Source organism: Lagierella sp. ICN-221743 (assembly GCF_037890055.1).
Taxonomy (GTDB): Bacteria; Bacillota; Clostridia; order Tissierellales; family Peptoniphilaceae; genus Mediannikoviicoccus.
Genome location: NZ_JBBKBD010000015.1, coordinates 16,636 through 30,574, shown reverse-complemented (window position 1 = coordinate 30,574; position 13,939 = coordinate 16,636). Strand labels below are relative to the sequence as shown.

Annotated in this window: 15 protein-coding genes; 6 read left to right on the top strand and 9 right to left on the bottom strand. The window is 32.3% G+C overall.

The genetic code is table 11. The features are described 5' to 3' along the window. Positions 1-41: 41 nt before the first annotated feature. The 5 genes from WKS98_RS07370 to WKS98_RS07350 form a co-directional block, all read right to left on the bottom strand. Positions 42-380 (bottom strand): 5-methylcytosine restriction system specificity protein McrC, encoded by a 339-nt coding sequence (locus WKS98_RS07370; protein ID WP_498918179.1) that lies wholly within the window; start codon positions 378-380, stop codon positions 42-44. Then, positions 377-2,875, bottom strand: a complete 2,499-nt coding sequence (locus WKS98_RS07365) for a DUF8426 domain-containing protein (protein ID WP_498918178.1) — start codon at positions 2,873-2,875, stop codon at positions 377-379. The genes WKS98_RS07370 and WKS98_RS07365 overlap by 4 nt, the downstream gene beginning before the upstream one ends. Before the next feature lie 344 nt (positions 2,876-3,219). Beyond that, complete coding sequence (locus WKS98_RS07360) at positions 3,220-3,717, bottom strand: methyltransferase family protein (protein WP_498918176.1); 498 nt, start codon at positions 3,715-3,717, stop codon at positions 3,220-3,222. A gap of 13 nt (positions 3,718-3,730) precedes the next feature. Beyond that, a complete protein-coding gene (locus WKS98_RS07355; protein WP_498918174.1) occupies positions 3,731-4,483 on the bottom strand; it encodes an alpha/beta hydrolase fold domain-containing protein in 753 nt (250 codons plus the stop codon). A gap of 460 nt (positions 4,484-4,943) precedes the next feature. Further along, positions 4,944-5,345, bottom strand: a complete 402-nt coding sequence (locus WKS98_RS07350) for a GNAT family N-acetyltransferase (protein WP_498918173.1) — start codon at positions 5,343-5,345, stop codon at positions 4,944-4,946. A gap of 355 nt (positions 5,346-5,700) precedes the next feature. Here WKS98_RS07350 and WKS98_RS07345 point away from each other — a divergent pair, with 355 nt between their 5' ends. Next, positions 5,701-6,351 carry a serine hydrolase gene (locus tag WKS98_RS07345; RefSeq protein ID WP_498918172.1) on the top strand — a complete coding sequence of 217 codons (651 nt, stop codon included), beginning with the start codon at positions 5,701-5,703 and terminating at the stop codon, positions 6,349-6,351. Between the two features lie 116 nt (positions 6,352-6,467). Then, positions 6,468-6,650, top strand: coding sequence for a hypothetical protein (locus tag WKS98_RS07340; protein ID WP_498918170.1), 183 nt, complete (start codon positions 6,468-6,470; stop codon positions 6,648-6,650). Positions 6,651-6,692: 42 nt separating this feature from the next. Here the strand turns inward: WKS98_RS07340 and WKS98_RS07335 are convergent, their stop codons facing one another. The 3 genes from WKS98_RS07335 to WKS98_RS07325 all read right to left on the bottom strand — a co-directional run bounded on the left by WKS98_RS07335 (position 6,693) and on the right by WKS98_RS07325 (position 8,195). Next, on the bottom strand, positions 6,693-7,310 hold the full coding sequence (locus tag WKS98_RS07335) for a class I SAM-dependent methyltransferase (RefSeq protein WP_498918168.1): 618 nt from the start codon (positions 7,308-7,310) through the stop codon (positions 6,693-6,695). A 38-nt stretch (positions 7,311-7,348) separates the two neighbouring features. Then, the gene (locus tag WKS98_RS07330; RefSeq protein WP_498918166.1) at positions 7,349-7,516 is read right to left on the bottom strand and encodes a hypothetical protein; all 168 of its coding nucleotides are present in this window, start codon (positions 7,514-7,516) and stop codon (positions 7,349-7,351) included. Positions 7,517-7,688: 172 nt separating this feature from the next. Beyond that, a complete protein-coding gene (locus tag WKS98_RS07325; RefSeq protein WP_498918165.1) occupies positions 7,689-8,195 on the bottom strand; it encodes a GNAT family N-acetyltransferase in 507 nt (168 codons plus the stop codon). A gap of 298 nt (positions 8,196-8,493) precedes the next feature. Here WKS98_RS07325 and WKS98_RS07320 point away from each other — a divergent pair, with 298 nt between their 5' ends. Continuing rightward, positions 8,494-11,193, top strand: coding sequence for a Cys-Gln thioester bond-forming surface protein (locus tag WKS98_RS07320; RefSeq protein WP_498918164.1), 2,700 nt, complete (start codon positions 8,494-8,496; stop codon positions 11,191-11,193). Then, positions 11,183-12,040, top strand: a complete 858-nt coding sequence (locus tag WKS98_RS07315) for a class B sortase (protein WP_498918162.1) — start codon at positions 11,183-11,185, stop codon at positions 12,038-12,040. The genes WKS98_RS07320 and WKS98_RS07315 overlap by 11 nt, the downstream gene beginning before the upstream one ends. 211 nt (positions 12,041-12,251) lie before the next feature. Here WKS98_RS07315 and WKS98_RS07310 read toward each other — a convergent pair whose 3' ends face one another. Beyond that, positions 12,252-12,458 carry a recombinase gene (locus tag WKS98_RS07310; RefSeq protein WP_498918160.1) on the bottom strand — a complete coding sequence of 69 codons (207 nt, stop codon included), beginning with the start codon at positions 12,456-12,458 and terminating at the stop codon, positions 12,252-12,254. A 131-nt stretch (positions 12,459-12,589) separates the two neighbouring features. Between WKS98_RS07310 and WKS98_RS07305 the strand changes: the two genes are divergently transcribed. Both WKS98_RS07305 and WKS98_RS07300 read left to right on the top strand, forming a co-directional pair. Next, entirely contained in the window at positions 12,590-12,853 is a 264-nt protein-coding gene (locus WKS98_RS07305) for a transposase family protein (protein ID WP_498918158.1), read from the top strand. A 3-nt stretch (positions 12,854-12,856) separates the two neighbouring features. Then, positions 12,857-13,771 carry an ISL3 family transposase gene (locus tag WKS98_RS07300; protein ID WP_498918157.1) on the top strand — a complete coding sequence of 305 codons (915 nt, stop codon included), beginning with the start codon at positions 12,857-12,859 and terminating at the stop codon, positions 13,769-13,771. The last annotated feature ends 168 nt before the right edge of the window (positions 13,772-13,939 follow it).

The window sequence follows — 13,939 nt, the reverse complement described above, 5'->3', positions numbered from 1 at the left end:
TTTACGAAGTTCTTTTTTCCTAGTTTTCGATATATCTGACTTTAGAAGAAGCCAACCGTTGATTTTATTATTTGATTCATTGCATTGTCTTCGGAAAAATCATCAAATGTGCACACTAGTTTCTTTCTGTGCATACTCTGCGTCTTTATAGACTCAGCAATATCAATTTTCCCTCTGATTGAAGATAATTCATCTGTTTGAGGAATATACTTCCTTATTAATCCCCTTTTCAACTGAACAGTAATACCCTTTTCTAATATAGATGCCATTAGATCTGCAGTATTATCAAACTCTTCCGTAGCTATTCTCTTGTAACCGTTTTGATTAAGAACTTTAAAGGCATAGGATAGCATATAGTAAATATTTTTAACTGGTATCACTTAATAGCGCTCCTTAAATTGTTAATCCAATCATTTAATTTTGTCGGTTCATCAAACCAATACTCTTTTAAAAGAGGAATCAGTTCGTATTCAACAATACCAAGTAAAACTTCATCATCCATTGTTGATGGATTTAGGTTGCAAAAATAGCTGTGACCAATACAAAAACCTTCACCTAGTGAATCGTCCGCCAAAATAACTTCATTTAAATTTTTTATGCAAGAGATTAGCATTTCGAACTTTTCATTTCGCAAACTATTTTTGTATTTTATAAAACCTTCAGTATCAAAGCCAGGCTCAATATTGAAAAAGGCAAATCTTCTTCTAAGCGCATAGTCAAGCATTGCTAGACTTCTGTCAGCTGTATTCATCATGCCAATAATATAAACATTCTTTGGTACAGTAAATTTTTCATCGGAGTACAATAGTTGTAAAGACAGACCCCTCTTGTCATTTTCAATAAGCATAAAAAGCTCACCAAATATTTTACTTAAATTTCCTCTGTTGATTTCATCAATTATAAAGAAATAATCATTATCTCCATCTACTTCTGCTTTTTTACAGAAATTATAAAAGGCCCCTCTTCTAAGTTCGAAACCATTTGCTGAAGGTCTAAATCCCATAATGAAATCTTCATAGGAATAGCTTTGATGGAACTGAAGCATCATAACCCTTTCTATATCTTTAACGCCCATCATAGAAAAGGCTAATCTTCTTGCAACAAAAGTCTTTCCAACTCCTGGAGCTCCCTGTAAGACAATATTTTTCTTTAAACGAAGTACTCCCTTCAATCTTTCATAATCTTCCTCAGTCATATAAACTTCAGATAAAAAGTCTTCCTTTGTATAAACAGGATACACTTTTTCAATTTCTTCAATTTCTTCAGAGTCTTCGTCAAATATTTTAATTAGTTTTTCAACGTATTCAGTATATGGAGTAATATCAGTAAGAGTTTTCATTGCAGCTTGTCCAGGATGCTCCCACTCTCCATTATTTGTCCAATCCACTTGACGGATATTTTTAAATTCGTCCTCTCTGGAACTATCAAATTCGTAGTCAGACATAACTACACCACGACCGATTATTTTGTTCATTCCTTTTTTTACAAAGACTATGTCTCCAATTTTCATTTCATTTGCAAATTGCCATGTGGCATGTGCTGAATTTTTAAAAGATAAATCCTCATCAAAAACTTCCTTCATCTTCTCCCTCATGGAATCCTTGCTATCAAAAGCTTTTAGGTCACCAATTTCACCCCAACCAATCGCCATGATTCCAGAGTTATAAAATTCATCCCACATTAATGCATTTTCTCCTGGAGAATATATCCAGTACCTAATAGTATGAACATCTTCGTCTGCAAAAGCAGAGGGTTCATTAACAGTCTCATTTTGGTTTGATAGTACAACTTCTCTATAAATTTCTAATGCCAATTCATCCGTCATATTAACAGACATGCCAGCATCAGTTAAAGTCCATACTCCATGAACACTTTTATCAATGTATCCTGCGCTTGCAAGATAACTACGAGCAAAAGCAACTTCATTTTCAAATTTATTTACCTTATTTTTGCCTCTTGTAACACTAAGTTCCTCTTCCGACAATTTTTCATTTTCAATTATTTTTTCTCTTGCTTCAGGTGGGGTGGCAGAACCTCCCAAATCACGAAGAGCTTTAATTAGTGGAGCAAACCATCTAAGGAAAGATGCTTTTGAAGTTTTGCACTTTTCCTGTTCATTTCTTTGTTGATTCACTTCCTCCGAATAGTTCCATGCACTATAGGAAAGGTATTTAAAATCTTTTAGGTCACTTTCTTCACTGTTTATATAATCTTTTAAATTGTCTAAAACTCCAAAGTACTCTTTAGCAGAAATCTTACCTTTAAGCTTAGGAAGTTTTTTTACAATATCTTCTGGTATTTTTCCCGATTTATAAATATACCATTCATTACGACTATCCAAGTTTAAAAAAGTATTTGGTAAGATCCAAAATAATCCCATGGTGATTTTGCCATTAGCATTACCTTTTAAATTAATTGCCAAGTCAAAATATTTTGAAAATTTTTCTTTATTTTCTACAGTTGGAGACTTTTCATAGGCAATGGCAGATTCAAAGAGATTCCATAAATCATCAATATCATTTTCTCCACGTTCTCCAATAAATTTATAGTAAAGAGCATTTTGAACATTTAGAACTGGCAAGCCACTAAAAGATGTTGGAACTTCTGTCTTAATATCAAATAATTTTTTTATTGCTTTTAATATCTTTCTACGATTCTCTTCTGTAATCCGCTTGTTAAAAAGACCAAACACAGTAAAAGGATCAATATCAATAAGATTGTTATCCTCTTCCAGTTTGGGCATATCAATATCTGTAATATCGTAAATCGCCTTTACCTTTTCAATAAGTTCACTTCTTTTGTTTTTGTACTCTAATAGCTTTAAAGCAAACTCAGTATAAAATTCTTCCCAAATAAAATGATTTTGATCGTACATATATCTTCCTCCAGACAATTAATTTATTACAATTCCTCTGTAAATAATTCTTTCCATGGTTAAAGTAACTTTTCTTTCTGCTTTTACTATAGTCATTAAGTATACTTTTTAAAAGGACGTTGTGTATTGTCTTTTTATTGTCCTTAATTTCTCCTTACAATTATCCATTAAATTTTATGAGTCACATTTGCAAATGTGGTTTTTTATTTCCATCTCTATTCTAATCACTTATATTGTACCATCTTACCCGAACAGTATTAATTAATAAGAGCAACATTTGAAGTATTGTGGCAACATCATATCCCATAAAAATAGCACCTACTCTAGTAGATGCTATTTTCAAGTTAATTATTTTTTCTTCTGATACATGGTATTACTCTATTTACTTCGTTTAAATATATTTCATATTCCTTCCCAAATTCATTTTTTAACCATTTTTCTTCTGTGTTTTTCATTAATATTGTTAAGAAGGCCCAGAATATAAATGGTAATATTAATAAGAAATAGTTTGCTGTAAATAATAAAACACCTGTAAATATAAAAATAAATGCTGAATAAACAGGGTTTCTTACAATGCTATACACTCCCGTTGTAATCAACTTATTTTCTTTTACATTTTTGTTTATTTTCTGAACTATAACTGCTTGTACCCATAAGTATAGGCCAAATAATATTAAGAGAATTCCAAAAAGGATAAAAAACATTTTCCCTTTGTTTATTTCTCCCACACTTAGATATCCCTTAATATGCAAATATATTCCTGCTATCGTTAAAAATAAACAGATTATAACATATATTGGTCCAACTCCAAAGGATGGCATTTTAAATTCTTGTGATTTCATTTTATGTCCTCTATCAGTATTTTAACAGTTCAATAATTTCATCCTGCGCCTCTCTGCCTTCTTTAAAAAATCTTGCCAGTGGATAGCAGTGGCACATTCCCTTTCCAACAATAATTTCATATGGAGCATTATATTTTTCCATGGCTTTTTTAAACTCTTCTGCAAAGGCATAAAGGCATTCATTTTCTCCAAAATAATAATAAGTTTTCGGAAATTCAGTAAAGTCTCCTACAGTTCCATCTAACATATATTCAGGTAAATCTTTATCCCCCTTTAGAATTTCTCTTGCAGTTTTAATATACGTTGGTTCAATCATTATATCTTTATTGTTAAGTTTTTTTAGTTTCTCCCATAAATCTCTGTTTTCATCAAGATTCACATCGGGAATCCCTCCTGGGGAAACTGAAATAATTTTACCTGGCATTTTAAGAGTTCTTCCTAAAGCATTGTTGTGTAAAAAAATTCCAGTAGATAAACAGGATCCTGAAGAAAATCCCAGTACGCTTATATTTTGTTCATTATAAGTTTCTGTCATCAACCTATAGGTTTCAAAGCAAACTTCATATGTCTTATCCACCTTTACTTCTTCCGAGCAAAGAGGATAAAATAAAAACCAAACATCTTTATCAGTTTGTTCCATTATTCTTTCCGCTAATTTAAAATCTAGTTTATTTGGTTGTGTAATCATTCCACAACCAAAGAGATATAGAACTGCCTCCTTTGAAAAACTTTTGTTTTTTTTGATAAGAAAGTAATCTATACCCATAACATCTCTTTCAAAAAGAAAATATTTTTTCTTTCTGCTCTCTTCATCGCTTTTTCTAAATCAAATACTACTTTTGCATTTTCTCCCTTTGCATACTCAAGTATCTCTTCTTTGTTCTTTAAAAATATTTTTTGACTCCAAGAAGTTTAACTATTTCTGAAGCTATTTTATAAGTCAAACTCATTATGTACCTCCATTCACCTTAAATTATTACCATTAAACAATTTTCACTTACCTTAATTACAACCTTTTGAATTTTTTTCTACTGTTCTTAAACATTTTTATCTGATTGATATTAGTTATCATCTATATTATAGCACTTTTCTTCTCATATTTTAATATAGTGTAGCAATACCGCATTAAACATTAAGCCTGTTTTGCAGCAATGTCATACTTGTATTTATAAATAAAAAAGCCCTGAAGACAAAATCTCCAAGGCTTATCTCAAAATATATTTTTATTATAGTCTCATAAATCCACAGCAATCTATTTCCGAAAGTTCACTAAATCCTACAGACTTATAAAATGCTATTGTTTTTGAATCAATGTCAGTTGTTAATTGAATTTGTCTAACATTTGGATAGGAATCTAACATAGCTTTAATAAGGGCTTTCCCAATTCCCTTCCCCTGTTCCGCAGGAAACACCAAAATATCTTGAATAAAAACAACAGTGAATCCATCACCTACTGCACGTATTATTCCTAATAATTTATCATCTTTATATGCCGCCAGTACCTTCAAGGATTTTTCATAACCTTTAACTAAAGAATCCATATCATCTGTATAAGCTGTCCAACCAACTGCATCATAAAGCTTCTTTATCTCATCAAAATTAAACTCTGTATATTCTTTAATCTGCATAATTGCCTCCACGAAATTTAATATGCTTAATATATTACATTATAGTTGGATGAAATTCTAGTGACAACTATCATGAAAATAATTTAGATTTTCATTCGCTTGTTACTGTTTTATGCATAATTCATCCATCTAATTTTCTTTACTATACAATTTTATCGGAATAATATTAATTTATCGGAATAACATATTGCCCTTATCGGAACAATACAATAATAAAAAAAGCTTCCAAAGTTCCTTGCGAAACCTTAAAAGCCAATGTATTAATTCTTCAAAATTATTGTCTAACAAAATTCCAATAATTGAAATTCATTCCTAAAAATCTTATAATTAAAAAGAAAATAGTTAAAATACGAAGATGAAAAATGGAAAAAATAAAAATAAAAGAAAGAAAGCTTTAATTGTAGGAACTGTCCTTCTAGTAATCTTTCTTGGTATATTTGGTGTATTTAAAAATAGAATTTTTCAATCTAGAGTTTACAGAAGTTTACATGATAAAATTGACTTTATTGTAAACACTAAAGATATAAAAGTTCCTGAAGATGCCCTTTCTTTTTCAGTCTATGACATTGACAAGGGAGAATATTTATTTTTTGAAGGCGGCAATCAATTACCATCTGTTGCAAGCTTATCAAAACTTTTTGTAATCGACTATGCTATGACTAAGGTAAACTTAGATGACACTTTAGAGGTAAATGATGAGTTATTGAAACTTGTTCCCGAAGGATCTTCCCTAGCTAATTTAAAGAGTGGAGAATATACGGCAAAGCAAATAATGCAAGCAATGCTAGTACCATCTGGCAATGATGCAGCTTATGCTCTAGCATATAGTATTGGAAAAAATGATTTAGGTGATGGTCATAGTGCAAAAGAATATGTAGAATATTTTGTAAAAAATCTTGAAAAATATGTAAAAAGTAATGGATATAATGACACGGATTTATTTGACCCTAGCGGATTTTCATTCCAGGCTTACACTAATTTAAAGGATGTTAATAAGGTACTCTAAAGCTTATTGATTATGACTTTGTAAAAGAATGTATAGGTGAAAGTTCATTTACCATAAAAACTGCGCAAGGAAATTTCACTTGGAAAAATACCAATGAATTACTAGACAAAGATTCATTGTATTACAACGAAAATATTAAGGGTGTCAAAACAGGAACCATGGCATCATCATATAACATAATTGCGTTGTATGAAAAAAATGACAAAAGATATTTAATAACATGCTTGGCAGCTAAGTCGAATAAAGATAGATACCAAGCTGTTCATGCGGCAATTAAAACAATTATAGAAAAAAATTAAAAACGAAATGTAAAGGAGCCAGAAGTAAAATTCTGACTCCCTTTATTTTTTCAATGTAATTAATCCTGCGCAGTCTGAAAATTTTTCAAATTTCATTTCTGGAAAATATTTCTTCATCTCATCTGCAATAAAGTAGAATTCATCTTCGTCCCAAGCTTCCCCTACTTCATTTCTACATTTGTCATGCTCAGCACGGGTTTCAAATGCTACATCTCCAATGTATATAACTCCACCTTCATTTAATTGATTAAGTAGATCTTTTAAAAATGTAACTTTTTCATCATCGGTTAAATGATGAAGCGAATATGTGGCAATTATTGCATCGTATTTATTTTCTAATAGTGGTTCTACCAGTCCATTAGAAATGTCTCCAATAAAAAGTTTGGCATCGGGCATTTTCTCTTGTGCTATCTCGAACATTTTCTCAGAAAAGTCCTGTCCAGAAATTTCACATCCATGTTCATATAGTTTTGATATCAAAGTTCCTGTACCAAAACCAATGTCTAAAACATTTTTAAAGGACGCGTCTAATATACGATTATATATTTCATTTAGTATTATCTTATATCCTGCAAATGGATAGGAATTTTCATCATCAGAAATATCTACGCTTTCATCGTAATCATCCGCCCATAAATCAAATCCTTTGTCACTTAACATTTTCCCTCCAATTTTTATTTTTTGTCAACAATGACACACTAACGATAACTTGTCATTAAAGATAAACTGTTTGTCACCCTCTCAAGTTTGCCATTTCGAACCATATCTATAAGATACCATGAATCTATGCTATTCTCCGCTACTTCAGATGCTGTGACTATACCATTATTTTTTTCTATTATCTTTTTTATTTTACTTTTATTCATAATAGTACTTCCTTTCAAGCTTTATTATATGAATTGTAAAGCTTGAATACAAGAATTGACAAAAAATTATTTCTCATCTAACCAAAACAATTCCGACAATAATTCAAAAGATTTAATATCGATGTCTTATTAAGAAATATATCTGTCCCAATATTTTTCCCTAACCTTTTACCTAACTAAAATAATATACGTTTCCTTCTCCTACCAAATCATCAAAATCTCTATTGTATTTTAAACCTAATGACTCTGCAGTTTTTCTTGAAGGAATATTTTTATTTAAAGTCAACGCAACTACTTTGTATTCGTTATTTAATTCACTTGTAATAATATCAATTATTTTAGTAGCCGCTTCTTTTACAAAGCCTCTCCTCATCTTAGATGGATCTATTCTGTAATACAAGTTCAAATACTTTTTATCATTAATTGTTGTAAATCTTAAACCGCACAGACCGAAAACTCTATTGTCAGCTTTATCTACTAAAGCATAATATCCGAATCCATGTTTTTTATGATGGTCGATAATTATATTTAATGTATCTAGAAATTCTTCCCTACTTGGCTTTTCCCATCCCGGATTAAAAATATTTGTTTCAGGATTTGCATGAATCGAATATAATTCATCAAAATCATCAAGAGTGGGAACTCTAAGTATTAAACGTTCTGTTTCTATTTTTTTCATATTTTACTCCTTCAAAAAAAATTATACCCATATATTATATAACATGTCTATTGAAAATAGATTTACTTAAATTTTCTTGTTTTATTATCCTAACCTAAAAAATCAAAAAAATTTTAAAAGATTTTATAAATATCATCTTTACGGGTGATGTGCAAAGTTTATAGCGTTGTTACAATAATTTTAGATAGTAAAGTAATTGTTGTTATTTTCGTTTATGTTTTTAAGTTTCTACATAAACTTTGTAGTAACTTTAAATATAATCTTCATTTCTACATTAATTAATAAAGGGGGTGTAACCATGAAAAAGAAGATTAAAAAGTTGATTTCTTGTTTACTTGCGGTGGTACTTATAATTACAATCTTGTTGCCAAGTGTAGTAATGGCTTCAGAAGATGGGCCTGAAGATTTAGGAGTTTCAATTACTATAAAAGATGCAAAAGATACTCCAGCTAAAGCGCCAAAAAGTGAAGGCGCTGGCACACCTGAAGATCCAAAGGTAACCACAACAACTACTGTTGTTAAGGATGAAGAAAACAATGAAACTACGACCACAGTCAAAAAAGAAAAAGAATGGCAAGACGAAAATGTGATGGGAAATGAAGATAGTCAAACTGTTGAAACAGTTGACGAAGATGGAAATCTTATTAGTGCTAGCGGCGAAGCTCAAGGAAAAGAAACTACTACTATTAAAGATGAAAAAGATACTGAATTAAAAGTAGAAGAAGAAATTAAAGTTGAGGATAGCAAAGCTACAACTATCGATGGTAAGAATATAAACACAGATGAACCAGAAGTTACAATTGAACTAAAACCTGGTGAAGAAAAAGAAGTAACTGTAGATATGAATGCCTGGTTTGATGAAGATACTCTAGGCATACCAGATTGGATTAGACAGAAAGACGGTGACACTTCCAACTGGATTATTGAAGATAGCAGTGATGAGGAAGATGGAAGTATTACAAATATCACCATTACAAAAGCAGAAAACTCTACAACCTATACTAGAAAGATTACTACACCTGACGGCAAAGTAACTGAAGAAAAGATTACTTATACTCACGATGAAAATGGTAGAATAACTGGATATGAAACCGAGACTAAAGAAACTGTATCTGAAACTACAGTTGAAACTACTCCTCCAGCAAACGCTGAGATACATGCTGATGGCGGTTGGAAAGAATTAGTCTATGAACTTCCTGAAAAGCCACATGTTGAAGAACCTGAAATGGACGAAAATGGCAAGATTAAAAACGGAAAGGTAATAGTGGAAATTCACGACAAGAACGGAAATGTAGCAGGCTATACCGAAGTCGAAATAAGAGACGGCAAGGTTGTTAAATACTCCGATCCTATACTAGGCAAACTAGTTTCAAAAGAAACAAAGGTTGAAACTCTTGAAAATGGTTTAAAAAAATATACCGTAACCAAGACCACCCTTACAAGAACTAGTGGCAAAAAAACATCTGGTTCAGTTAGTGACGGAGAAAGAACTGTAAGTGGCAATATGGGGCTAATAAATGGCGATGTAGTTTTTGACTATGACAGCCTTAAAACATTTTTGCCAGACTTCACAATTGCAGGACCTGATGGAGAAGGTTTTAATGATGATCAAGATATTGCTAGAGAAAATATTACTTCATTAGCAAATTATGACGAAAATGGCCAATATTTTCAATGGTTGGGTCAACTTGGACTATACAGCCAAATCTATATTAGAGATGGCGATGGAAATACCGTAGTTGCAGACCAATTTGAAATTGAGGGAAAAGATGGCAAAAAATATTACGCATATTGTGCAGATTTAAATGTTTATGCTCAAGAAGGTGCCCACTATAATATGCAAAGGCTTGAAGACACTAACTATATAGAGCATAAGGATAAAATTCGTTCAATCGTACTAAAGGGATATTGGGGAGTTAAAAATGAAAGTACCGACCCTAGTAATCCAAGTGCAGGTTCTCTTGATGCTTTTAGAAAAATATTACTTGATAATCATGCATTGACAGAAGAAGAGTCTAACAATCTAACCCATGGCATGGCGCTTTTAGCAACACAAGCTGCAATTTGGCGTTATGGTAACAGTGGAGAAAGTATGTTAGGTGACAAACTTGAATTCCCATGGGGACTTGAAGAACCAAAAGCAAGTATAATTAATAAAACTTACAAGTACCTAGTTGGAATGGAAGGAACACCAGCTACTGCATCTAATACTATTCTTAATAAAGAAGACTTTGCAACAATGGTCGACCTTACTGTCAAAGAAAAGCTAGATGACGATAAATATAACACAGATGTAAAAATTGCCATGGCAGTAGAGTTTGACGATGAAACTAGTGATCTTAAACTCTATGTTACAGCAGATGGCAAAAAGGTTGATGAATTTAGGATAGCAGGAACACTGCAAGAAGGCGAAAAGAAGGCCACAAAAAATCCTGATGGCTCCTTTACTCTTGCAGGATTGGCTTTAAGAGGAAACAGAAAGTTTAACATAAATCTTAAAGGAGTACAAAACCTAAAAGACGGTGTTTATATCTTCTCATGCGATAAAGGGCCAAATGGACATCCTGCACAAACACTTATAGGAGCAGGTGAATCAAAGGAAGATATAGATTTAAATGTTGACCTTGAATTCAATGTAAAAGAAAAAGTGAATTATGCTTCTCTAGAATCTGAAAATGAAGCAACTACACTTGAATGGGAAGCTCTATATTACACATATAAAGAAACTTCATTTGATGACCACACAGATGACACTGAAGAAGATGATGAAGAGCATGATAAAGTCGAAGAAACTACAGAAGTTGATACTCATGAAAACCAAAAGAAAAAAAGCACTGAAAAGTCTAAGGTTACAAGAGAATCAAATAGAAATTACAAAGTTCCTAAGACTGGTGACTCTCTATATCAAACACAAATAATTCTTATGTGTGGAGCTCTAATAAGCTTCTTTGCTGGAACATATTTCAAAACTAAAAAGGAAAAAAATAATGAATTTTGATAATCCTGATAATAGGTCAAACAATAAAAGTTTTCGTTATGAAAAATTATCAAAAGCATCGCTAATAGTATCAATAGTTCTAAGTATGATTCTTATTTCTACGATTGTCTTTCGAGAAAGAGCGTTGCAAAAAACTGACGATTTACGAAAACTTTATTATAGAGACATAGATGTAACAGAATTATCTAAAAAAAGTGAGGCTCCCATATTGGAGCCTCGCAAAATTCAGAAGAATTTTGAAGAGCTATTGAAAATAAATCCTGAAACGATAGGTTGGATAAAAGTAGGAAAATTAGCAGATGAACCTGTTGTTTTTAGAGATAATGAACATTATTTAAACTACGATTTCTACGGAAATAAAAATAGTATCGGAACAGTCTTTATAGACGTCGAAAACTCCGACTGGGAACACAGCAAATATCTAATTTTATATGGTCACTATCTGGAAAATGGCGGAAAGTTTGGTAATTTAAAAAGATACAAAAACATAAAAGATTTAAAAGACAATTTTACTTTTGAGTGGAATACCATCTATTCAGATGAACCTGAAGAATATGTAGTATTTTCCGTATTTGAATCCTCCATGCTAAAAAGTGAAAAAAACTATTTTTATCTTAGACGATTCGAAGAACTAAAGACTGGAGAAAAAGAAATAGAAAAGTTAACAGAAGAACTGAAAAAAAGATCTATTTATAACATCCCAGTAGAAGTTACTCCTAATGATAAAGTTATGTGTTTAGTAACGTGTAGTTACGAAAGCAAAGACGGAAGATTACTAATATTTGGTAAAAAGATACGACAAGATGAAGTTGTGGACTCTATTAATGATAAAATATCAAAAAATTAAACAGGATTTACAAATGATAAATAATGTTGTAGTTTCTGGTATAATGTAACAGCTCAGATAATAGAATTTTTAATTGTAAAAACAACCACCTATTATGCCGGTGGTTATTTTTTGCTTCTTTGCAGAGGTACTATAATATTTCAATTTCCTTTAGCTGAAAAACAAATTTTCATTAACTCCAATTTTTTCCCTTGTCAATAACGCCACACACTCACAATGCGTTGTCTTTTGCTTGGGAACATAATTTTTTATCCTCGTCATTCTTGTAGGAACACAATTTATTAATATCATTATCTTTGGCATTTTTTCTTTTATCTTTGAAGTTATTAGAATCTTGACTATCTTTAACTCCTGTTTTGAAGTAGAATGTCAGGTCATATGGATGAACTGTTCCGTCTTTGTCAATTCTACCAACCACGACTTTATGGTTCTATAATAAATGTTGGGGTCCCCCTAGACTCTAACATTTATTTTTTGCCATAATAAATGCACTTATCTCTTTTTTCCTTTACAATAAAGTTACCACACTAAACAGAAAGGGTGAGATAAGTGCAAAACTATACTAACACAAATCTATTGAATTTAAAAGGTGTCTCTATTGACGAGGTGGTCTCTTTTGATGACCACATTGATGTAAAACTCCATTCTTTATACAAGGAGGGACTTTGTCCTGTTTGTGGGCATAAGGCCTCTCGCATCCATGATTATCGTCTGCAAAGGATCCAACACACGCCTATTGGCTTGCGGAAGGTCTTTCTTTTTCTCCGGAAGAAACGCTTTGTTTGTCCTCATTGTCAGAAGCGCTTTTATTAGTCTTTGGATTTCTTAGCTCCCTATTCTAGACGGACTAAGGATCTCCACTTCTTTATCCAAGACCAATTAAAACAGGTCCGGTCTTTATCTTCTATTGCTCAGGACTTGGGTTTATCTTCCTCTTGTCTCACAAGCTATCTAAAGTTGGCTCCAAGGAGGCGGCCAAATCTTCCTCGGGTCTTAAGTATGGATGAATTTAAGGGAAATGCTGGTGGGGATAAATACCAATGTATTTTAGTGGATCCAATCCATCACCAGGTACTGGATATTTTACCCTCTCGACGAAAAAAAGCTTTAATGGACTACTTTTCTTCTTTTCCCAAGGAAGAACGAAGAAGGGTGAAGTATGTGGTTATGGATATGAGTCATCTTTTCTACGCCGTCTTAAAGGAATTCTTCCCTCAGGCAACCTTCATTGCGGATAAGTTTCATTTTGCAAGACAAGTCTTTTGGGCCTTAGAGAATGTCCGCAAGACACGACAAAAGACAAGGAATGCAAAGTATCGCCTCTACTTTAAACGGTCCAAGTCCATCCTACGGAAAAAAGGCAGTCGGCTAAGCCCCGAAGAAAAAGAAAAATTGGAACTGATGCTTTGGCAAGACAAGGAAATCAAAAAAGCTTATCTCTTAAAAGAACGCTTTTATGACGTCTTAGATGCCTCCAGCAAAGAAGAAGCAAGACAGGCCTTAGACAAGTGGCTGTGGGTTGCTAAAGAAAGTGGATTAAAGGAATTTAAAGCCAGTATTCGGGCCTATGAAAACTGGAAAGAAGAAATCCTAAACGCCTTTTCCACAGGCATCACCAATGGACAAACAGAAGGCTTTAACAACAAAATCAAAGTGATTAAACGGGTTTCCTATGGGTATCGGAATTTTGAGAACTTTAAGAGTCGTATTTTAATGGTCTTTCGAGCATAAGAAGGGGCGAGAATAGATCTCACCCCAACATTTGACAAATAGCCAAGAAAAAGAGGATCTCGGCATTTGGACATGACGAATCCTCTTCTTTGATTCTAATTTTTTTTATAAATACAAGAACTTATACATTTTAAAAAACATCTTAATCTACAAAATAAATTTATTGTG

What these genes read in the sequence shown, in the direction of transcription:
- WKS98_RS07365 (WP_498918178.1), bottom strand. Translation starts at nt 2,875, where the DNA reads ATGTACGATCAAAATCATTTTATTTGGGAAGAATTTTATACTGAGTTT.
- WKS98_RS07360 (WP_498918176.1), bottom strand. Translation starts at nt 3,717, where the DNA reads ATGAAATCACAAGAATTTAAAATGCCATCCTTTGGAGTTGGACCAATA.
- WKS98_RS07355 (WP_498918174.1), bottom strand. Translation starts at nt 4,483, where the DNA reads ATGGGTATAGATTACTTTCTTATCAAAAAAAACAAAAGTTTTTCAAAG.
- WKS98_RS07350 (WP_498918173.1), bottom strand. Translation starts at nt 5,345, where the DNA reads ATGCAGATTAAAGAATATACAGAGTTTAATTTTGATGAGATAAAGAAG.
- WKS98_RS07345 (WP_498918172.1), top strand. Translation starts at nt 5,701, where the DNA reads ATGAAAAATGGAAAAAATAAAAATAAAAGAAAGAAAGCTTTAATTGTA.
- WKS98_RS07335 (WP_498918168.1), bottom strand. Translation starts at nt 7,310, where the DNA reads ATGTTAAGTGACAAAGGATTTGATTTATGGGCGGATGATTACGATGAA.
- WKS98_RS07330 (WP_498918166.1), bottom strand. Translation starts at nt 7,516, where the DNA reads ATGAATAAAAGTAAAATAAAAAAGATAATAGAAAAAAATAATGGTATA.
- WKS98_RS07325 (WP_498918165.1), bottom strand. Translation starts at nt 8,195, where the DNA reads ATGAAAAAAATAGAAACAGAACGTTTAATACTTAGAGTTCCCACTCTT.
- WKS98_RS07320 (WP_498918164.1), top strand. Translation starts at nt 8,494, where the DNA reads ATGAAAAAGAAGATTAAAAAGTTGATTTCTTGTTTACTTGCGGTGGTA.
- WKS98_RS07315 (WP_498918162.1), top strand. Translation starts at nt 11,183, where the DNA reads ATGAATTTTGATAATCCTGATAATAGGTCAAACAATAAAAGTTTTCGT.